This window comes from Rhizorhabdus sp. GW822-FHT03C02, assembly GCF_058801765.1.
In genome coordinates, this window is record NZ_JBXANN010000003.1 from 305467 (window position 1) to 325948 (window position 20482).

Below are 20482 nucleotides of genomic sequence, written 5' to 3' on the forward strand. Positions count from 1 at the left end.
ACGGCCTGCCGATCAGGTCGCGGCATAGTTGTCTGCGGGCAAGTGCTGCGATCTTGTCGGCAAGTTCGGGACGACGATAAGGGTTTGAGAAAACGATATCATTCTGGCCGAGTGGTAACGCCGTCAGAATGTATCGCATGGCTATAGGAGGTGGGTGAACCCGACAGAGGTGTGGGGGCGCCATTGGCCCCCCGTTTCAGCGTTGCGCGGGTTCGGCCGCGCGGGGATCGATCATGATCCGCATCACCCGCAACTGGAGCGCCTCCATCGCCTGCTGGCGCTCGGCCTGGGCGGCGGCGTCGAGCGGTGCCTCCTTGAGGTCGTCGAGGGCGACGCCGCGCAGTTGTGCGACCTCGCGCTCGAGCCGGTCGATGCGCTGGTTCGACGCCGACAACTCGACGAGCAGGGCGAGCGCGATCGCGAGCACCTGCTCGGCCTCGGCATTGTCGAGGCTGGCGGGACGCGAACCGCGTCCGCTGGCGATCACCGCGGAAATGGCGTCGGTGGCGCTGGTCATGCGATGCTATCCGCTTTGGTGCCGCTGATCACATACCAGCGGTTGATGTTGCTGACCGCCTCGGCGGCATGTTCGCGGACCCGATCGGCGGCGAAGCCGGCCGCAGCCATGTCGGCGATCAGGTCGGCATCGTTATAGGTCTTCCAGAACAGCTCGCCGTTGAAATCGGTGTCCCAGTTCTTCTCGACCTTGTGGACTTCGGTCGGCGCGAAGCGGGTGTCGACGTCCTGGAAGATGACGACCCCGCCCGGGCGGACGACGCGCAGCGCCTCGGCCATCGCCCGGCGGCGTTTGTCGGCGCCGATCTCGTGGAGCATGTTGTGCGAGACGACGAGGTCGAAATGATCGTCGGCAAAGCCGAGATCGGCGGCGTCCATCTGGTGGAAATGGACCGGCACGCCCAGCGCCTCGGCGCGGCCATGGGCGTAGCGCAGCATGCCCGCGCCGATGTCGATCGCGTGGACCTCGGCCGCGGGGAAATGATCGGCATAGGCGGCCGACGCCGCGCCGGCCGAGCAGCCGAGTTCGAGGATGCGCAGCGGCACGAGCTCGGGGAAGCTCTCGTCGAGCAGCTTGAAGATCACCCCGGCCTTGCTGTCGCTTTTGCCGGCGCCCTGGCCGAACGAGAAGACATTGCCGCCGGTCTCGTAGAAGGCGCCCGCGACGATGTCGTCGGGGCTGTCGTCGCGGGCATAGCCGCCCGGCTGGAGATGGACGTCGGTGCCGGCGATCTCGGGCGAGGGGGCATAGGCCGGATCGAGGTGGAGCGAACCCTTGCGGTCGGGCGCCTCGGCGAGCGCGCGGGCGGCGGCCTGCATCCGGTCGCGGTCGCGGAAGATCGGCTCGCCGACCGACACCCAGATCATCTCCTGCGCGGCGCGGTTGGCGGCGCTCCACATCCGGTAGCCGGTCGATTCGAACAGGGCGTCGCGGATATCGTCGGGCGACTGCGGCTGGCGGCCATGGCGCGCGGCGAAGGCGGGGGCGCCTTCGGTCTCGAAGCGGCGGACATTGTCCGCGCGCACCCGGGCGTTGAGCAGCTTGCGCAGGCTCACCACCGCGCGCTGCCGGCTCAGTTCCTCCTCGGTCGCCTGCGGCAGCAGCGGATGCTGGACGTCGCGAACCCTCATATGCGTGCCTCCTCGATGAATTCGACCCGTTCGCCGGCCGCACCGATCAGGGTGCAGGCCAGCCGGCCCTCATAGCCGATGCCGTCGCGCCGCGCGGGTGGGCGGATCGCCCGGTCCGCGACCAGACCGATATCGACGATCTCGATGCTCGCCATCGCGCAGCCTGGCGGCAATTCGCCGGGCGCGTGAGGGCGGGGCCCCGCGACCAGCCCGGGGCCGGTCGGATATTCGTCGAATTCGAACAGATAGCCATGGTCGCGCAGGCCGGCGGTGGTCATCCGGATCGTGTCGTCGGGGCCGAGCCCCTGCGCGTTCTGCACCAGAGCGATCTTGCTGTCGCGCAAGGGGCGGCGCTTGAGGTCGAACGGCGCGCAATACCATTCGCGCAGCGCGTCGAAATCGCCGCCGGCAACGACCAGGATGAAGGTCCGGTCGATCAGCGAGCGCGGGCTGGGCAGGATCGAGGTGGCGCGGTCGCCGCTCTCCATCGTGAAATAGAGGCATTCGCCCGCCGGGCCCTCGGCCTGCATCGCGACGATCGAGGGCATGAACTGCAGCGGCCTGGGTTCGGCGAGGATGCGGAAGGCCGATCCGCGCAGCCGGTCGTGCACCGCATGGACGTCGTCGACGATGATCTCGAACGCGGCCCAGCCGAAGGTGGTGAGCGCGCGGTAGCCGGGGATGCCGGTGATCTGCACCGCGCGGATATAATCCTGCGACGCGCCTTCGGTGCTCATCACGATATAGGGACGGCCCGCGACCTGCGGCGCCCCCCAGTCGGCGGCCTGGTCGGCATCGACGAGCCCGCGCTCGCGGACATGATAGCCGAGCGTGTCGCAATAGCTGCGCTCGACGATGGCGAGATCGGGCGCGCCGACCGTCGCGAAACGGAATCGGGTCAGCCGCGGGTCGCCGTGCGAGGTCCAGTCGTTCATCTGCGATCCCTGTTCATGGCGACAGATTAGCAGCAATTACTCTTATATCTATATCAAATCGATCGGCTGTGGCAGAAGGCGTCCATGGCCGGTTTTCCGACAGTCGAGATGCCCGTTCGGACGATGTGCGCGGATGGGTTGCGGCGGTCGCCTTTGCGCGGTCGCTTCACCCCCCACGTCGTCGCCCCGGCCTTGTGCCGGGGTCCATGGCTCTCGCCCCGGGGACCAGCATCGATGGCTGGGCACGGTTGCGCAGACGTCGCCACGATCGGGGGCTTCCCGCCTGACGCACCAGCCATGGACCCCGGCACAAGGCCGGGGCGACGGCTTAAGGTAGCGCCTGCCGGGCCATGCCGGGCTGTGCCGGACGCCCGTCGCGCCTTCCCGAACAGGCGCTCAGGCGCGCGCGCTGTGGAGGTCGAGCTTGATCTGGTAGCGGTCGGGCCGGAACTGAGCGAGGACATGCTGGACCGGGCGCTTGTCGACATCCATCACGGTGCGGCTGACCCGCAGGATCGGCGAGCCGATATCGACCCCGAGCAGGGTCGCGAGCGGACCGTCGGCGAGCGAGGCCGAGATCGTCTGGGTGGCGGCGCCGATATGGACGCCTTCCTGTTCGAGCAGGCTGAGCATCGGGGTCGAGCGCAGCGAGGTGCGGTTCATCGCGCCGGCGAGGTCGGCGGGGACATAGCTGACGAGGTAGCTCAGCGGCAGGTCGTCCAGCCAGCGCACGCGGGTGACCCGCAGCACCGGGGTGCCCGGATCGATGTGGAGCGCCTCGGTGATCGGTGCGCGCGCAGGCACGGTCTCGAGCTCGAGGATCTTGACCTGGGTCTTGCGGCCGAAGGTGATCAGCGATTCGATCGCCTGTTCGATGCTGCCTTCGATCGGCTTGGCCGGCGACTGGTAGATGACATGGCTGCCGACCCGGCGCTTGCGCTCGACCAGCCCGGTGTCGGCGAGTTCGGCGAGCGCGCGGCGCGCGGTGATCCGCGACACCCCGAACTGTTCGGACAATTCCTCCTCGGTCGGCATGCGCGATCCGAAGCCACGGCTGCCGCTGTGGATCTCCTCGCGCAGCTGCAGGAAGATCTGATGATAGAGCGGGGTCGCCTGCGCCCGGTCGACCGGCTGGCCCGCTTCGCTGCGCTTGCTCAAATCGGCTCCCCTCGCCCGGCGCCCCATGCGCCCGCCCGTCTCTTAACCACGCCCTCATCCTCAGGAGAAGTAGCATGATCACCAAATATGCGCTGACCGCCGTCGAGCTCGACGCGATCCTCGCCGCCGCCCGCGCCAAGGCCGCCGAGATCGGCCTCGCCGCGTCGATCGCGATCGTCGACGATGGCGGCCATGTCTTCCGGGTCGAGCGCGGCGACGGCGCCGGGGTGATGACCCCGACGGTCGCGCTCGCCAAGGCCCGCACCGCCGCGCTGATGCGCGCGCCGAGCGGCGCGCTGACCGCGCGGCTCAAGGACGAGCCCGAACTGCTGCGGCTGACCGATTACCTGCCGATGCCGGGCGGCCTGCCGATCCGCTATGAGAATGCGTGCATCGGCGGGATCGGGATTTCGGGCGGCAAGCCGGAGCAGGACATCGCGATCGCCGAGGCGGGGCTGGCGGCGATCTGAAGATTCTCCCCATCGAAGATGGGGAGGGGGACCGCGAAGCGGTGGAGGGGTTTGCGCAACGTCGATAGTGCCCACGGCTGCTCCGCAGCCGGCTTCGCGCTTTCGCCATGCCCCCGGCATGGCGACGCACTCCGCCCCCTCCACCAGCTTCGCTGGTCCCCCTCCCCAAAACCTGCGGTTTCAGGGAGGATCCAGAAAGGATCAGTGCATCTCTTCCCCACCGGACACGTTCATCGCCTCGCCGGTGATGTAGCGCGCCTGGCCCGAGCACAGGAAGGCGGTGGCGTTGGCGGTGTCCTCGGGGGTGCCGACCCGGCCGAGCGGGATGCGGCCGCGCATCGCGTCCATATATTCGTCGAGGGTCTGGCCGCGCATCTTGGCCATATATTCGTTCTGCCAGGATCCCAGGCCAGTGGTGACATGGTTGGGGCAGACCGCGTTGACGGTGATCTGCTGCGGGCCCATCTCGATCGCGACCGAGCGGGTGAGGCCGACGATGCCGTGCTTCGAGGCGATATAGGAGGAGGTCAGCGCCGATCCCGATTTCGACCCGCGGCTGCCGATCGACACCACCCGGCCGCGGCCCCAGTTCGGGATTTCGTCCTGGGTCAGCATCTGGCGGATCGCATGCTTCATCGCGAAGAAGGCGCCGCGCAGGTTCACGTCGAGCACGGTGTCCCACATCTCCTGGGTCTGGTCGACGAACGGGCCGAACAGGAAGCCGACCCCGGCATTGTTGACGAGGATGTCGAGCTTGCCGAAGGTCGCCACCGCATGGCCGACCAGCGCCTCGACCTCGGCCTCGACCCGCATATCGGCGGTGAAGCTGGTGATGTTGGGATGGATCGCGCGCAGTTCCTCGGCGATCTGTTCGAGTTCGGACGCCTGACCGACGCCATGTTCGGGCGCCATCGCCCCCTTGGTCGCGCCGAGATCGTGCAGGACGATATGCGCGCCATCCTCGGCCAGCTTGCGCGCGATCGCCGCGCCCAGCCCGCCATGGCGCCCGGCGCCGGTGATGATCGCCACCTTGCCGTCGAGGTCGGAATACATTGCGAGATCTCCTGCTTTGAGCTTCTTAAAGCCCCTCCCTTTCAAGGGAGGGGTTGGGGTGGGTCGCGAGCGCAGCGAGCGTCCGCGCTGGAACCAAGAGCGTCCTCAGCGGCATCGAGCCGCTTCGGCCGCGGACCCACCCCCAACCCCTCCCTTGAAAGGGAGGGGCTTAAACTGGGGGTAGGGCATCACATCACAACGCCATCGCGGCACGATAGCCCTCGCCGGTCGCGGTCAGCACGGTGCGCGGGGCGTAGGCGTCGCCGATCGCGCGCACGTCGATCCCGGCCGCGCGCAGCGGTGCCGCCAGCGCGTCGTCGGGGATGCGGGCGGTGGCGTAGGTGAACAGGGCGACGTCGGCGATCACCGCCTCGCGCCCGTTATAGACATTCGCATAGGCGACCTCGCCCTCCTCGAACCGCGAGCTGGCGAGCGGGCGGACCGAGGTGACGATCTCGATCCCCTTGCGGTAGAGCCGCGCATAGACGCCCTGGCGGGTGACGAGCGCCTCGTCGCTGGCGAGCCGTTCGCGTTCGGTCAGCACCACCACCCGGTCGAAGCGCCCGGCGAGCAGTTCGGCGGCGGCATAGGTGAAGGCGCCATGGTCGGCGTCGTGGATCACCGCGGTGCCCGGCTGGCGCGCGGTCAGCCGGGCGAGGCCGGCGACCGCTTCGCGCAGATCGGGGAAGAAGCCCTCGCCGCGATATTCGGCCGGCAGATAATCGGGCCAGGCCGGGGTCGATCCGGTCGCGAGCACGACATGGTCGGGCGCGAGCGCGACGATGTCGTCGGCGGTCGCGCGTTCGCCCCAGCGGAAGGTCGCGCCGGCGCGTTCGGCGGCGAGCCGCTGATAATCGTAGATGCTGCTCAGATTCTCGCCGCCGGGCAGCAGCGCATGGAGCCGGGTCTTGCCGCCGGCCTCGTCCGAGGCGCCGAAGACGGTGACATGATGGCCGCGCGCGGCGGCGACCCAGGCAGCCTCCATCCCGGCGATCCCGGCGCCGACCACGACGATGCGCTTCGCCGCGTCGGCGGGGGCGGGGCGCCAGTCGGCCTCGTCGGGCAGGCCGACCCGCGGGTTGTTGTCGCACATCAGCCCGCGGCCGATATTGATCATGTGCCAGCAGGTGTTGCACGACACGCAGTAGCGGATCTGCGCCTCGCGGCCCTGTTCGGCCTTGATCCCCCAGGCGGGGTCGGTGACCAGCGGCCGGCCGAGCATCACCAGGTCGGCGAGCCCGTCGCGGACGATCCGCTCGCCCTCGTTCGGATCGGTGATCAGCCCGAGCGCGCCGATCGGCACCCCCGGCGCGGCGCGGCCGAGCGCGGCGATGCGATCGACATAGGGCGTGCGCGGCCCGTGCAGGTCGGGGAGATGCTCGTAGAGCGTGTCGCCATGCGCGCCCCAGCACCAGGTGAGATAATCGACCGCGCCGGTGGCATGGACCAGCCGGGTGATGGCCTCGGCCTGATCGAGGTCGATGCCGCCGTCCATGCCGTCCTCGGCGGGCAGCTTGACCCCGATGATGAAGCCCGCGCCGCAGGTCGCGCGCAGCGCCGCGATCAGCCGGGTGAGCAGCCGCGCGCGGCCGGCGAGGTCGCCGCCATATTCGTCCTCGCGGACGTTCGACCGCGCGGCGAGGAACTGATGGAAGAGGTGGCCATGGCCGGCCGAGATCTCGACCCCGGCGAAACCCTCGGCCTGGAGCCTGGCGGCCGAGGTCGCGAATTCGTCGATCATCCGCGCGATCGCGTCGGCCGACAGCGCGTGCGGCACCGTCCAGCTCAGATCGTCGGGGAGCGCGGAGGGGCCGAAGGCCGAAGGGTTGCGGAAGCCCGAGCGGAAGCCGCGGCCATTATCCTGGATCTGGCCGAGCATCAGCCCGCCGGCTTCGCCGACCGCATCGGCCCAGCGCGCCAGTTCGCCGTCATTGATCCCCGAGAGCACCGCGGGGCGGGTCGGCAGCGTCTGCCATCCGAGCATCGCCATCGGTTCGGTCACCAGCAGCGCCGCGCCGCCGCGGGCGCGGTTGACATAATAGTCGATCAGCCGCGGCGTGACCCGGCCGCCCGCGGCATAATGGGTCGACATCGAGGCATGGACGATGCGGTTGCGCAGGGTGCGGGTGCCGATCCTGGTCGGCGAGAAGAGATGCGGATAGGCGGTCATGTCGGATCGCGGTCAGGCCGCTGCATGCATCCGCATGACGCGCTGGAAATAGGCGTTGCGCCACGCGACCCGCTCGGCCTCGACATCGGCATTGGCGCGATAGGCCTCGATCTCGGCGCGCGACACGCTGCCGTTCGCGTCGAGCAGCCGCTCGACCGTGTCGAGCCGCTCGCGGACCACCGCGACCTCGGTCATCAGTTCGAGCATGAAGGTCATCATCTGGTCGATCGCGGGATCGTCGAAGAAATGCGGACGCCGGCCCTTGCTGGTGCGGGGCAGCTTGACCTGGTCGGGGCTGGGAAGCTCGTCCATCGATGTCGTCCTGGTGACCTGAAAAGGAAGCGGCGGAGAGCATCTCTGCTCCCCGCCGCCGGATATTGGCAAATCAGAAGTCGTAGCGCGCGCGCACCGTCCAGCGGCCCGGCTCGTTGAGATAGGGGTAGATCAGGTAGGAGGCGACGAACCTTTTGTCGAAGCAGTTGGTGCAGTCCGCCGACAGCGTCCAGCCCATGTCGCCATTCTTCAGCGACAGGCCGGCGTTGATCAGGCTGTGCGCCTTCTGATAGCCGCGCACGTCGTTCTGCGCCGACGGCCAGCTGCCGTCGGTATAGGCCCAGGCGACCGACGGGGTCAGGCGGAACGCGCCGAACTCGGCGGTGTAGTTGGCGCCCAGCGTCGAGTTGAAAGGCGCGACCCGCGACGGCTTGGCGATGTCGCCGCTGGCGGTGACGATGCCCTGGTTGCAGTTGGTGGTCACCGCGACCTTCGCCTTGCAGTTGGCGGCCTGGACGAGCACCGACGGATCGATGTTCTTGAAGCGCGCATGCTGGAGGCCCGCGGTCCAGTAGATGTTGAGGCCGTGGACCGGGGCGATCGTCACCTCGGATTCGAGGCCATAGTTGCGCAGGTCGGCGAAGTTGCGGGTGACGTAGATGATCTGGCCGGGGACCAGCGGATTCTCGCGGCCCGCGGGCAGCTGATTGTCCATGTCGTTGAAGTAGAAGCCGGTCAGGTTGACGCGCAGCTTGCGTTCGAACCATTCCGAACGCAGCCCGGATTCGAACGACCAGATCGTCTCGCGCTTGAACGGGAAGACGCCGGCGGCATTATAGGCGCGCGACACCCAGCCGCCCGACTTGAAGCCCTTGGTCGCCGACGCGAACACCGACACCGCAGGGGCGAGCTTGTAGTCGATCGCGAAACGCGGGGTCCAGACATTGGACGTCTGGGTGACCGGCAGGCCCGCGGCGATGATGTTGATCGTGTTGAACGGCTGGTTGATGCCGACCGAGGGCAGCGGCGTCGGATTGGCCGAGAAGGCGATGTCCTTGAACTCATGGGTGAAGCGGATGCCCGCGGTCAGGGTCAGCGCCTCGACCGGCTTGTAGTCGCCCTGGAAATAGGCGGCATAGGCGTCGGTGTTGTTGTCCATCGTCCGGTCGGCCGAAAGGGTCGGCACGCCGGCTGCGGTGATGCCGACATTGGCGAAGTTGGTCTTGTTGTCCTCGCGGATATAATAAAGCCCGCCGGTATAGGTCAGCTTGCCGTCGAACGCCTTGCCGTTGGCCTTGATCTCCTGGCTGAACTGGCCGTGCCAGCTGTCGTTGGCCAGCACCGACGTGCTGCCCGCGACCGCGGTCACGATATCGGCCGGATAGGTGAAGACCGTCGTCGCGCTGTTCAGGCTCATCGCGCTGTCGGTCAGATATTCGTTATAGATGTGGCGATAGCCGGTGATGAAGTTGAAGGTCAGGTCGTCGGTGGCCTGGACCTGCAGGTTCGAGGTGAACGACCAGGTCTTGGCGACGTTGCCGAGCTTGTTGTCGGCGAGGCCCGGCGACAGATATTGGCGGCCGCCGCTGACCGAGGCGAAGGTCTGCTGAACGGTCTGGTCCTGGCGCAGGCGGGTGTAGCTCACCCGCTGCTTGGTTGCCGGATCGTAGAAGTTCGGGAAGTTGGCGTAGCTCTGATAATTGACGTCGGCGGTGCCGTCCCAGGTGACGCTGTCGGAGAACACCCCGCGCAGCGCGCCGCGGGCGCCATAGCTCTTCTCGCCGTTCAGCCGCTCGCCGGTGACCCGGTTATGCACATAGCCGTCATCCTTGACATAATAGCCCTGGACCTTGCTGAACAGGATGTCGGAAACCAGCGGGATGTCGATCGATCCGCGCGCCGACTTGCGGTCGTAGCGGCCATAGCCGACCTCGCCGAAGCCGCCGAGCTCGGTGCCGGGCTTCTTCATGATCACGTTGATCGCGCCGCCGGTGGTGTTGCGGCCGAACAAGGTGCCCTGGGGGCCGCGCAGAACCTCGATCCGCTCGACGTCGAACAGCGAGAAATTGTTGGCGCTCTGCCGCGACATATAGACTTCGTCGACATAGGTGCCGACCGGCAGATCGAAGGTCGAGATCGTCTCGTTGTTGTTGAGGCCGCGCATCGAATAGCTGTTGGCGGTGCCGACCGAGGTGTTGTTGTGGCCGATCAGGTTGGGCACATAGCTCAGCAGGTCGATCGTCCGCGTGATCTGGCGGGTCTGGATGTCCTGGGCCGAGAAGGCGCTGATCGCCAGCGGCACGTCCTGCAGCTTCTGCTCGCGGCGCTGCGCGGTGACGACGATCTCGCCGACGCCTTCGCCGCTGCCGGCGGCGTCGCTGCTGGCGCTGGTTGCTGGGGTCTCCTGGGCGGAGGCGGCGGTCGCCACCATCATCGCGGTGAGGCTGAGCCCCGCGACCATACCGAATTTCAGCGTCTTCATCTCGTATCCCTTTCGAACTCGTGTCTTGTCGACACTGTCACCCGACCCACCTGCGGTTTGCAGGCAAAGTCCCACCCCGCTCCGTCGCACGTGTCGCCGGAGATACCTGAACGATGCGTTTTTTATTTGTTATATGTATATGACATATAGGCGAACGAGTCGCCAACTATTATTTGCTTCGGACCCCTATATGCGCCTGTTCCGGCGCCTATCGCCGTAGCTGTGGCCCAACTGCAACAATCAGCCGTCATAGCCCGGCCGGGCGATCGCCCGGGCCAGCCAGCCGGCGACCCGCGCATGCCCCGACAGGTCGATCTTCGCCGCCTTGGTCAGCGCCGCGATCGTCGCGACGTTGATGTCGGCGACCGAGAAGGCGGGGCCCGTCAGCCAGACCTTGCCGTCGAGCGCGCGGTCGAGCACCGCGAGCGGTGCCTGGAGCGCCTGTTCGGCGGCATCGGCGGCGGCGGCGTCGCGATCGGCCTCGGGCTTGATCACCCGGTCGAACAGGCAGACGGTGATGTGCTTTTCGAGCTCGTTGAGCGCCCAGAAGGTCCATTGCCACACCCGCGCCTCATCCTCGACGCTGGTCGGGTAGAGGGTGCCGCTGCCATATTTCTTGGCGAGATAGAGGCTCTGCGCGAAGGATTCGAACAGGGTCAGCCCGCCGTCGACCAGCGCCGGCACCTTGCCGTTGGGGTTGATCGCCAGATAGTCGGGCTGCTTGATCGCGCCCGGTGCCGGCTCGATATTCTCGACCGCGAGGCCGAGTTCGCGCGCGACCCATAACGGGCGGCGGGCGCGCGATCCGGGGCGGCCATAGATGGTGATCGTCATGTGTTTATGTCGTCCTTTCGGGCGGATGCCGGCCGGTCGGCGCGGCCGAGAAAATCGAGGATCGGCGCCGCCCACTCGTCGGGGCGCTCGAACACCATGCCGGCGCCGCCGGGCAGTTCGGCATAGGCCCAGCCCGGGCGGCGCGCGGTCAGCAGCCGCCCCATCGGGAACAGCCGGTCGGTGTGGCTCGAAATCACCAGCGCCGGGCAGGCGATCCGGTCGAGATCGGCCTCGAGGTCATAGGCCGGGGCGGCGCGGTGGCCGTCCTCCTTCCACGGACCGTTGGCGAAATAGGCGACGATGCCGACATGGATCGTCTCGTCGCTCCACGCCGGATCGGCGATCCGCCGCACCGTCGCCCAGCGATCGGTGAAGTGGCTGCCGTCGGGCTTGATCTCCTGAAGGTCGCTCAGCGACGCGCTGCGCGCCGCGCGCTGCTCGGCGGTGTAATAGGGCATGTTGTCGGTGGCGATCGCGACGACCTTGTCGGGATGCGCTGCCGCCAATCGGGCCGCGACCAGTGCGCCGCCATGATGGCCGATCGCGACCACCGGGCCGGGGGCGAGCGCTTCGATCACCGCGGCGACGGTGTCGGCATAGAGTTCGACACTGGCCTCGCCTGCCGGCGGATCGGACATGCCATGGCCGGGCAGATCGGGGACGATCACGTCATGGCCGGCGGCGACCAGCACCGGCACCGCGCGGCGATACTGGATCGATCCCCATGGCGCCTGGTGGATCAGCACGATCGGCGGGCCTTCGCCCGACCGGCGATAATGGACCTGGCCGCACGGCCCCTCGACATAGCCCCGGCGCTCGCCGGGCAGGATGTTGACCGGAGGCAGCATCAATGGGCTCCTACTGGAAGCGTCTGGCCGAGCAGCCGGCCGAAGGTCATCGCCGGGGTGACCATCATCCCGCCGCACGCCGCCTGGCCCATCGTCTGGCTCGATCCGAGCAGTTCGCCCGCGGCATAGAGATTGGCGACCACCCCGCCATCCTCGCGCAGCACCCGCAGTTGCTCGTCGACCGCCAGCCCGACCGCGCTCGACACCGCGCTGCCCTGCATGCGGATCGCGTAGTAGGGGCCGGTGGCGATCGGCGCCGGCTTGTGGGCCCGGCCGAAAAAGTCATGGCCGGTCTCGACGCCATAATTATAGCCCGCGACCGCCCGGGCGAGTCCGTCGGCATCGATCCCGGCGGCTTCGGCGAGGTCGGCGAGGGTGGCGGCGCTCGCAAAGGCGGGGCCGTCCCCGGCGAAGGCCGCGACCAGTTGTTCGCGGCTCCAGCCGACGACGATCGGCGGCGCCTGGTCGAGGATCGCCTGGTCGAAGACGATCCAGTAGCGCCGGTCGGGCTGGTGGAGCAGCGCCATCTCGCGCGCATCGACGCTGTCGATATCCTCGCGGATGAAGCGCTGGCCCGCGGCGTTGACGTAGATCTCCCAGGGCTGGCGCCGTTCGGGGAAGGTCTCGACCGTGCCGAGCGCGCGCGCCGGGAAGCTGTCGCTGCCGTAGAGCGTGCCGAAATTGTTGAAGACATTCTCATGACCGCGCAGATAGCCGCCGACCGACTGGCCGAGCGTCAGCCCGGCGCCGCGCGAAAAAGGGTAGGGCGCGGCATTGTAGAGCGGATAGCCGTTCAGCGCGGCGAACATTTCGGGATGGGCGGCATAGCCGCCGCAGCTCAGCACCACGCTGCCGCCGTCATAATCATGCTCGACCCCGTCGGCATCGCGCGCGGTCACCCCGATCACCGCGCCGGTGGCATCGGTGCGCAGCGCGATCACCTCATGCCCCAGCCGCAGGTCGATCGCGCCCTGCGCGGCGAGATCCTCGACGATCGGCACCAGCACGTCCTTGACGCTGATCCCGCCCTTGGCGCCCCAATAATAGCGTTTCTCGCGATAGGGCTCATGGCCGAAGCCCTTGACCGGGTGGTCGGGCAGCGGCTCGAAGCCGCGCTCCATCAGCCAGTCGAAGGTGGCGGCGGCATTGTCGATCGCGCGGCGGGCGAGCCCCTGGTTGATCGTGCCGCGGCTGATCCGGACGACATCCTCGAAATGGGCGTCGGCGCTGTCGTCGATTCCCTGCTCGCGCTGCAGTCGGGTGCCGGCCGCGCTCATCTGCCCGGTCGCGACCCACAGGGTGCCGCCGAGCTGCGGCGCATGATCGATCAGCAGCACCCGCGCGCCGCGCTCGGCGGCGAAGATCGATGCCGGCAGGCCGGCCGATCCGCCGCCCACCACGATGATATCCCACATGATGCGACCTATCGTTCTAATATTTGGAACAACGTTCTAGATTCAACGCTAACCTTCGACTTGGGCGAGCGTCAAGCGTTAATCTCGATAGCGGTTTGGACAGGGGCGGCCCGCGCAAAGCGCCCGTAAAATCGGGACTATGCCCGCTTTTCGCGATTGACTCGGCCGGCCGATCGGGCGACGCTGTTTTATAGAACACTGTTCTAATATATGATACGAAAGGCCAGGACGATGCGAAAGCTGATGATTGCCGGTATCGCGGCACTCGCGCTGTCACCCGTGGCGGCGCGCGCCGAAGACGCCGCACCGCCGCCTTCGGCGCGTGCCGGACGCTGCATGCCGCCGGCGATCGGCGATTCGCATTGGGACGGGCTGGGGGTGCTCAAGGGCGGCAAGGGCTATGCGCCGACGCCGATGGGGCAGGTCCACTACCGGCTGATGGGGCCGGCCAAGGGGCCGGTCGTCCTGCTGATCCACCAGACCCCTTGGTCGCTGGTCGAATTCGCCGACATCCAGCCCTGCCTGGCCGCGCGCGGCATCCGCACGCTGGCGGTCGACACCCCCGGCTATGGCATGTCCGACGCCCCCGACGGCAAGCCGAGCATCCAGGCCTATGCCGACAATATCGTGCCGGTGCTCGACTATCTGAAGATCCGAAAGGTGGTGGTCGCAGGCCACCACACCGGCGCCTCGGTCGCCGCCGCGCTCGCCGCGCGCCATGCCGACCGGGTGACCGGGGTGATCCTCCACGGCGCGCCCAATTACAACGATGCCGAGCGCGCCCAGCGGTTGGCGCTGCCCGAGCCCGACCTGACCCTCAAGCCCGACGGCAGCCATCTCAGCAATTACTATGCGAAGCTGTTCCGTGCCCAGGGCGCCAGCCCGCGCAACCTGGTGACGATCAACTGGTCGACCCTCAACATCTTCCTCGCCGGAGCGTCCGACGTCGCCCATGCGGCGGTCTACAACAACGACATGGCCTCGGACCTCAAGCGCATCGCGGTGCCGCTGCTGGTCCTGTCCGATGGCGCCGACGCGCTCAACGCGATCGACAAGCGCACCGGATCGATGAAGCCCAATTTTCGCTACCAGCTCTTCTCCGATGGATCGGCGCATGGCCTGATCGTCGAGCCCGAGCGCTGGTCGGAGATCGTCGCGGGGTTCGTGCGCGAGGTCGAAGGGAAGAAGTGAGCTCGATCGGCACAGAATAGCCGTCATCCCGGCGGAGGCCGGGATCTCAGGAGGCAAGAGCGCAGCCTATCCGCAAAAGCTCCGGCATTTGCCGGAACGGCGATTGGTGGATGGGCGCCCGAGAGTTGCCCGGATAACGAGGGACCCGAATATCGGTTCGTCGCGGGGGAGGGGGCGGCACCCGGCCCGGCGCTGCCGCGCCGGTCGGATGCCGCCGTTGACGTCGGAAGAGCGGGATTTGTTCGCCTAATAGACGACGACCGCGCGGCCGACGACTTCGTTGTGGCGGACCTTGTCGATATATTCGTTGATCTGGTCGAATCGTATCGTCTCGATCGTATGGCGGACCTTGCCCTCGGCGGCGAGCGCCAGCACCTCCATCAGGTCGGCATTGTTGCCCCAGAAGGAGCCGTGGAAGGTCTGCTCGCCCGACACGCGCGGGAACAGCGGGATGTCGATGCGGTCGCCGATGAAGCCGACATCCGAATAATGGCCGCCGATCGCGAGCAGGGCGAAGCCCAGCTGCATCATCTCGGGCGCGCCGGCGCAATCGATGATCGCATCGAGCTTGGCCTGGCCGGTCGCCTGCTTGATCTCCTTGCCGATGTCGGCCGCGGACTTGCCCTTGATGTCGATCGCATGGTCCGCGCCATAATCGATCGCGACCGCGAGCTTGTCGGGATTGCGCGCGAACGCGACGACGGTGGCGCCGGCGCCGAGCAGCTTGGCATATTGCACGGCATAGGCGCCGAGCCCACCGATGCCGAACACGCCGATCACCCGGTCGGGGCCCAGCCCGCCGGCGTCGCGGATCTTCTTGATGCCGCGATAGGGGGTCAGTCCGGCGTCGGTGAGCGGTGCGAGCTGCGCGAACTGGAGATGCTTCGGCACCTTGATCACATAGCGGGCGGGCACCGGGATATATTCGCCGAACCCGCCATAGGTCCCGAAGCCGGGCCAGCGGACATTGGGGCAGATCTGGGTGTTGCCTTCCTGGCAATGCTTGCAGATCCCGTCGCCCCAGCCGGGCGAGACGACGACATGGTCGCCCTCTTCGAAGCCGGCCGCCTTCGGCACGAGGCTGCCCATCGCATGGATCGTCCCGGTGATCTCATGGCCGGGGATGACCGGCGGCGGGATGTCGGCATAGCCCTGGAAGAAGCCGTCGTTGAGCAGGACGTCGGACCGGCACATGCCGCAGGCCGCGACCTTCACCAGGACCTCGTCGGCCTGGATGTCGGGGATCGGAATGTCCTCGATCACGAGCGGCTTCTTATATTCGAGGATGCGGGCAGCCTTCACGATATGTCTCCTTCTGCGCATGGTCGATGGCGGTGGAGGCATGGGTTGCCGGCATGCGGTAGCGCCGTGGCATCCGGTCCTCGATTGTCCCGAAGGATCGGTGACGGCCGGACCGCGAACAATCGGAGATCGCGAACCAGTCTTGTGCGAAATCGCCTTATTGCCAGCCGGTGTCCTTCACGCGATCGTCACCCGTGCCGCGTCGCCCGCGCTATCGTACGCCGCCAACGATCCGCCGCCGGCGTTCGGCGGCGCATCTGTGAATTCAAATCCATGATGCTGGGATCGGCGGCCGGCTTCCGCGCATGCGGCGCCGGGCGTATCCCGGTACCCGACGCCGGACGATCGGTCCGGGAACAGATGCAATGGAAAGGTCCCTATCATGGCCCATGACACTATCCTGCCCGGCAAGCTCGGCTTCGGCGCCGCGCCGCTCGGCAACATGTTCCGCGCGATTCCCGAGGAGGAAGCGCTCGCGACGGTCGAGGCCGCCTGGAACGACGGCATCCGCTATTATGACAATGCGCCCTTCTACGGCGCCGGCCTCGCCGAGATCCGCATGGGCCGCGCGCTCGCCGGCAAGCCGCGTGGCGATTATGCGATCAGCACCAAGGTCGGCCGGGTCGTGCTCGACGAGATCGACGAGAGCCCGCGCGACAATGGCGAGAAGGGCGACGTGTTCGCGCATGGCCGCCCCAACAAGGTGATCAACGACTATAGCGAGGACGCGACCTATCGTTCGATCGAGGGCAGCCTGAAGCGGCTCGGCACCGACCATATCGACATCGCCTTCGTCCACGACGTCGCCCAGGATTTCTACGGCGACGAATGGCTCGACATCTTCGAGAGTGCCCGCAAGGGGGCGTTCCGCGCGCTCGACCGGATGCGCGACGAGGGCGTGATCAAGGCGTGGGGGCTCGGCGTCAACAAGGTCGAACCGATCGAACTGCTGCTCGATCTCGAGGCGCCGCGGCCCGACCTGTTCCTGCTCGCGGGCCGCTACACGCTGCTCGACCATGGCCGCGCGCTGCAGCGGGTGATGCCGCTGGTCGCCGAGCGCGGACTCGGGATCGTCGTCGGCGGGCCGTATAGTTCGGGCGCGCTCGTCGGCGGGCCGAACTTCGAATATGCGCCCGCGACCCCGGCGATCCTGGCGAAGGTCGCGGCGATCAAGGCGATCGCCGACCGCCATGGCATCAGCGTCAAGGCCGCCGGCCTCCAGTTCGCGCTCGCCAATCCCGCGGTCGCGGCGGTGATCCCGGGGGCGAGCCGGCCGGGCCGGATCGCCGAGGACCGCGCGGCGCTCGCCGAGCGGATCCCCGCCGGTTTCTGGCGCGAGCTGCGCGCGGCAGGGCTGGTCGATCCGGCCGCCCCGCTTCCCATCATCGACTGACCCCAGGGCCAGTCGCAACCGCACGCGACGGCCGAAGCCTGCGCTTCGGCCGGAGGGACCCGCGCGCCCGCATCCCGGCGCATCATGGCAGGAAAGGAGAAAGACCATGGGTGAACATGAATCGAACGATGCGACGGGCCTCGGCCGCCGCGAGATGCTGTTGACCGCCGGCGCCGCGATGGTCGCCGGGATCGCCGCCGCCGGTCCGGCGCGGGCCGCCGCGACCCCGGGAACCGACACGATGTCGGCCGCCGCCCGCAACCGCGCGCCGCTCGGCGCGCGCCTGCAGGGGGTGCAGCATTTCGGGCTGACCGTGCAGAATATGGAACGCGCCTATGAGTTCTATACCGAGGTGCTCGGCGGCACCGAGGTGTTCCGCCATGGCGATTTCCAGGGCGATCCGGTCCAGAACACCCTGCTCGCCGACCAGGAGATCCGCGCCAACGAACTCCATGTCGATCCGCAGACGATCGGCGTGCCCAATCTGCGCGACGGCGACCAGCGGCTCGACGTGCGCTTTATCCAGTTCGACAATGTCGTGATCGAGCTGCTCCAGTATCGCAATGCCGACGAGCCGATGGGCAGCGCCAACAGCTTCGCGCCGCCGGTGCAGAATATGAGCCCGGCCTTCCCGCGGATGATGCACATCTGCTTCCACATCCGCGACGATGTCGACTTCAACCATTTCATCACCGATCTCGAGGCCGAATCCGCCCGGCGCGGCATGACCCAGGTGCGCGCCAACCGCATCATCCGGGTCCGCTCGGAGGCCGAGCGCAAGGCGGCGCCCGAGAACACCAACACCAACAAGGTCACCCAGGCGCCGTCGGACGGCTGGGAGCTGATCTACTGCAAGGGCCCCGAGGGCGAGCAGCTCGAATTCGTCAAGGCGATCGGCCCGGTCAAACAGCGCTTCGCCAATGCCCTCGCCACCCGCCAGCGGACGCAGGCCGCCCCCCGCTGACCGGATCGGGGCGGGGCGTCGCGCCCGCCCCGGCCGCATCGACCCAGGAGACTCTCCATGCGCATCATCGCCCTGTTTCTCGCCGCCGCCGGAATGGTCGCGGCCGCCGCGCAGGCCGCCCCGGTCGCGGCCCAGCCGGCCACCGGCATCCGCTACGCCGACATTCCCGACGGCGCCTATTCGATCGTCGCCCAGGTCCGCGCCAGGCCCGGCAAGGAGGCCGAACTGCGCGACGCCACCCTGCCGCTGATCGCGCTGGTGCGCGGCGACCCCAAGAATCTCGTTTATTTCCTCCAGGAGGATCGCGCGGCGCCGGGCCATTTCATCTTCTTCGAGGTCTTCGCGACGAAGGAGGATTTCGAGGCGCACAACGCGATGCCCTACGTCACAGACTGGTTCGCCCGGCTGCCGGCGCTCGCCGATGGCGGCGTCGAGGTGATGCGGATGGAGGTGCTGGGGAAGGGGCGGCGCTGACGCGTCGCGCGGCCGGAGCGAGCCCCGACGCTCCGGCCGCGTGCCTCATCCTTCGAGGAGGAAGTGCTGCATCCGCGGCACCATATAGTCGAGGAAGGCCCGCACCCGCGCCGGCAGGAACTGCGCGCCGCGGAACAGCGCGTGGACCTCGTCGGCCATGCCGATATCGGCATCGGCCAGGATCTCGACCAGCTCGCCGCGGGCGATCGGCTGGCGCAGATGATAGTCGGCGGCGCGGACGATGCCGACCCCGGCGATCGCCATCCGGCGCAGCGTGTCGCCATTATTGGCGAGCAGCGACCCGCTGAGCATCCGCTCGACGATGCGGCCGCCGCCCTCGCGCATCGGCCAGACCGGCATCGCGCGGCGGAAATTGAAGCCCAGGCAATTATGGTGGGCGAGTTCCTCCGGGGTCCGCGGCGTGCCGTGGGCGGCCAGATAGGCGGGCGACGCGGCGATCCGGCGCCTCGTCTCGCCGATCCGCCGCGCCATCAGGTTGGAATCGGCGAGCTTGCCGACCCGGATCGCGACATCGGTGCGGTCGAGATAGAGGTCGGCGACCTCGTCCGACAGCGACAGGTCGACGACGATCCGCGGATAGGCCGCGAGGAAGCCGGGCAGGTTCGGTTCGAGCGCCGCCGTGCCGAAGGTGACCGACGAGGTGACGCGGATCATCCCCTCCACTTCGCTGCTGCCCTGCGCGATCTGCTGCTCGGTCTCGTCGAGTTGGGCGAGCAGCGCCTGGCTGCGCTCATAGTAGAACTGCCCCTCGCCGGTAAGCGCGAGCCGGCGGGTCGACCGCTCGATCAGGCGCACGCCGAGCCGCGCCTCGAGCCGGGCGATCAGCTTCGACACCGTCGACGGGGTCATCAGCATCAGCCGCGCCGCCTCGGAAAAGCTGCCCGCCTCCACCACCCGTACGAAGACCATCATCTCGCCCGCGCGATTGTCCATGCCCCACCTGTGAAAATGCTTCCCGTATCGGCGGCGAGCGTAACGAAATAGGGGGGCGAAGTCGCGCCGTCCGCGAAGCGGGCGGTCAAGCGGCAGGTGTCCGCGTCCGCTGGTGCGGAATCATATATGGTTCGAACATGGATGTGCGGCCGGACGAACATATCCGCCCGGCCGGCACATCGGCGATCGTGGCCGTCAGGCCGCCTTGTCGTCTGCCAGCGCCCGGCGGCCGATGCTCGCGGCGAAGAGCGGGGTCTCGCGGCGATTATGATCGCCGCCGGCCGCCTGGCGCGCCGCGGCGGCATCCTCATAGCTGATGCCGTGCGCGGCGATGAAGTCCATGAAGACGTCGGTCGGATGCGCGGTGACGCTGTTGGTATAGCGGGTGCGGCCGCCTTCGATGCTCTCGGCGCGCAGTTCCCAGATGACATTGACCTGGGTCCGGCCGGCGGCGGTGAAGACGTCGGAGATCGAGTTCATCCGGCAATAGGTCGCGGTCGCTTCTTCCGCGACATAATGCTGGACGATCAGCCCGGTGCCGATCATCTCGACATTGATCATCATCCGCTGGCCGTCGTCGGACAGCGTGTTGCCGCAGGATATATGATCGGGCGCGCAGCAGCGCTGATATTCCGCCTCGGGCAGGTTGAACAGCCAGTCGGCGATGTCGATCCGCGCGATCGGGACGTCGATGTCGGCCGAATAGGCGGAGGACGACAGGATCGTGTCGGTCAGGACCTTCATGGTGCATGTTCCCTTCGAATATGGGGGGCGATCCGGCCATCGTTCGACGGCCGGAGGATAAGGATCCATCGCATCGGCGCCGTTGCGAGGGGCGGCCATGACGTCACGCCATGGCCGCCTGTGCCTGATATCGGCAGGATGCTGCCGTCTCCCAGCCATACCTAGGTTTGCCATG

19 protein-coding genes are annotated in these 20482 nt (G+C 67.8%); 5 read left to right on the top strand and 14 right to left on the bottom strand.

Annotated elements, in window-relative coordinates; translation table 11 throughout:
* Positions 1-196 precede the first annotated feature (196 nt).
* The 4 genes from AC1RM6_RS11260 to AC1RM6_RS11275 all read right to left on the bottom strand — a co-directional run bounded on the left by AC1RM6_RS11260 (position 197) and on the right by AC1RM6_RS11275 (position 3740).
* Positions 197-517 carry a hypothetical protein gene (locus AC1RM6_RS11260; protein ID WP_493101135.1) on the bottom strand — a complete coding sequence of 107 codons (321 nt, stop codon included), beginning with the start codon at positions 515-517 and terminating at the stop codon, positions 197-199.
* Positions 514-1647, bottom strand: coding sequence for a class I SAM-dependent methyltransferase (locus AC1RM6_RS11265; protein ID WP_493101137.1), 1134 nt, complete (start codon positions 1645-1647; stop codon positions 514-516). Before AC1RM6_RS11265 ends, AC1RM6_RS11260 begins: the two co-directional genes overlap by 4 nt.
* Complete coding sequence (locus AC1RM6_RS11270; protein ID WP_493101139.1) at positions 1644-2582, bottom strand: hypothetical protein; 939 nt, start codon at positions 2580-2582, stop codon at positions 1644-1646. The genes AC1RM6_RS11265 and AC1RM6_RS11270 overlap by 4 nt, the downstream gene beginning before the upstream one ends.
* A 396-nt stretch (positions 2583-2978) precedes the next feature.
* Positions 2979-3740 (bottom strand): GntR family transcriptional regulator, encoded by a 762-nt coding sequence (locus AC1RM6_RS11275; RefSeq protein ID WP_493101141.1) that lies wholly within the window; start codon positions 3738-3740, stop codon positions 2979-2981.
* 74 nt (positions 3741-3814) lie between these two features.
* Between AC1RM6_RS11275 and AC1RM6_RS11280 the strand changes: the two genes are divergently transcribed.
* Positions 3815-4210: a GlcG/HbpS family heme-binding protein gene (locus AC1RM6_RS11280; RefSeq protein ID WP_493101144.1), complete on the top strand. Its 396-nt coding sequence runs from the start codon at positions 3815-3817 to the stop codon at positions 4208-4210.
* Between the two features lie 201 nt (positions 4211-4411).
* On the opposite strand, the gene AC1RM6_RS11285 is transcribed toward AC1RM6_RS11280, so the two are convergent.
* The 7 genes from AC1RM6_RS11285 to AC1RM6_RS11315 all read right to left on the bottom strand — a co-directional run bounded on the left by AC1RM6_RS11285 (position 4412) and on the right by AC1RM6_RS11315 (position 13285).
* A complete protein-coding gene (locus AC1RM6_RS11285) occupies positions 4412-5263 on the bottom strand; it encodes an SDR family NAD(P)-dependent oxidoreductase (protein WP_493101146.1) in 852 nt (283 codons plus the stop codon).
* 193 nt (positions 5264-5456) lie between these two features.
* Complete coding sequence (locus tag AC1RM6_RS11290; protein WP_493101148.1) at positions 5457-7433, bottom strand: oxidoreductase; 1977 nt, start codon at positions 7431-7433, stop codon at positions 5457-5459.
* Between the two features lie 12 nt (positions 7434-7445).
* Complete coding sequence (locus AC1RM6_RS11295; RefSeq protein WP_493101150.1) at positions 7446-7745, bottom strand: hypothetical protein; 300 nt, start codon at positions 7743-7745, stop codon at positions 7446-7448.
* Between the two features lie 73 nt (positions 7746-7818).
* Positions 7819-10188, bottom strand: a complete 2370-nt coding sequence (locus AC1RM6_RS11300) for a TonB-dependent receptor (RefSeq protein WP_493101152.1) — start codon at positions 10186-10188, stop codon at positions 7819-7821.
* A gap of 240 nt (positions 10189-10428) precedes the next feature.
* Positions 10429-11022 (bottom strand): glutathione S-transferase family protein, encoded by a 594-nt coding sequence (locus AC1RM6_RS11305; protein ID WP_493101154.1) that lies wholly within the window; start codon positions 11020-11022, stop codon positions 10429-10431.
* Positions 11019-11870: an alpha/beta fold hydrolase gene (locus tag AC1RM6_RS11310; RefSeq protein WP_493101157.1), complete on the bottom strand. Its 852-nt coding sequence runs from the start codon at positions 11868-11870 to the stop codon at positions 11019-11021. Before AC1RM6_RS11310 ends, AC1RM6_RS11305 begins: the two co-directional genes overlap by 4 nt.
* Positions 11870-13285: an FAD-dependent oxidoreductase gene (locus AC1RM6_RS11315; protein WP_493101159.1), complete on the bottom strand. Its 1416-nt coding sequence runs from the start codon at positions 13283-13285 to the stop codon at positions 11870-11872. The genes AC1RM6_RS11310 and AC1RM6_RS11315 overlap by 1 nt, the downstream gene beginning before the upstream one ends.
* A gap of 231 nt (positions 13286-13516) precedes the next feature.
* Between AC1RM6_RS11315 and AC1RM6_RS11320 the strand changes: the two genes are divergently transcribed.
* Entirely contained in the window at positions 13517-14476 is a 960-nt protein-coding gene (locus AC1RM6_RS11320; RefSeq protein ID WP_493101160.1) for an alpha/beta fold hydrolase, read from the top strand.
* A 246-nt stretch (positions 14477-14722) separates the two neighbouring features.
* Here AC1RM6_RS11320 and AC1RM6_RS11325 read toward each other — a convergent pair whose 3' ends face one another.
* Positions 14723-15778, bottom strand: a complete 1056-nt coding sequence (locus AC1RM6_RS11325; RefSeq protein ID WP_493101162.1) for an NAD(P)-dependent alcohol dehydrogenase — start codon at positions 15776-15778, stop codon at positions 14723-14725.
* A 382-nt stretch (positions 15779-16160) separates the two neighbouring features.
* Between AC1RM6_RS11325 and AC1RM6_RS11330 the strand changes: the two genes are divergently transcribed.
* From AC1RM6_RS11330 to AC1RM6_RS11340, 3 genes are all read left to right on the top strand, one after another.
* A complete protein-coding gene (locus tag AC1RM6_RS11330; protein WP_493101164.1) occupies positions 16161-17171 on the top strand; it encodes an aldo/keto reductase in 1011 nt (336 codons plus the stop codon).
* A 106-nt stretch (positions 17172-17277) separates the two neighbouring features.
* Entirely contained in the window at positions 17278-18135 is an 858-nt protein-coding gene (locus AC1RM6_RS11335) for a VOC family protein (protein WP_493101165.1), read from the top strand.
* 57 nt (positions 18136-18192) lie between these two features.
* Positions 18193-18609 carry a putative quinol monooxygenase gene (locus tag AC1RM6_RS11340; RefSeq protein WP_493101167.1) on the top strand — a complete coding sequence of 139 codons (417 nt, stop codon included), beginning with the start codon at positions 18193-18195 and terminating at the stop codon, positions 18607-18609.
* Positions 18610-18654: 45 nt separating this feature from the next.
* Here AC1RM6_RS11340 and AC1RM6_RS11345 read toward each other — a convergent pair whose 3' ends face one another.
* A complete protein-coding gene (locus tag AC1RM6_RS11345) occupies positions 18655-19563 on the bottom strand; it encodes a LysR substrate-binding domain-containing protein (RefSeq protein WP_493101169.1) in 909 nt (302 codons plus the stop codon).
* Between the two features lie 195 nt (positions 19564-19758).
* Positions 19759-20307, bottom strand: a complete 549-nt coding sequence (locus AC1RM6_RS11350) for a hypothetical protein (RefSeq protein ID WP_493101171.1) — start codon at positions 20305-20307, stop codon at positions 19759-19761.
* Positions 20308-20482: the final 175 nt, after the last annotated feature.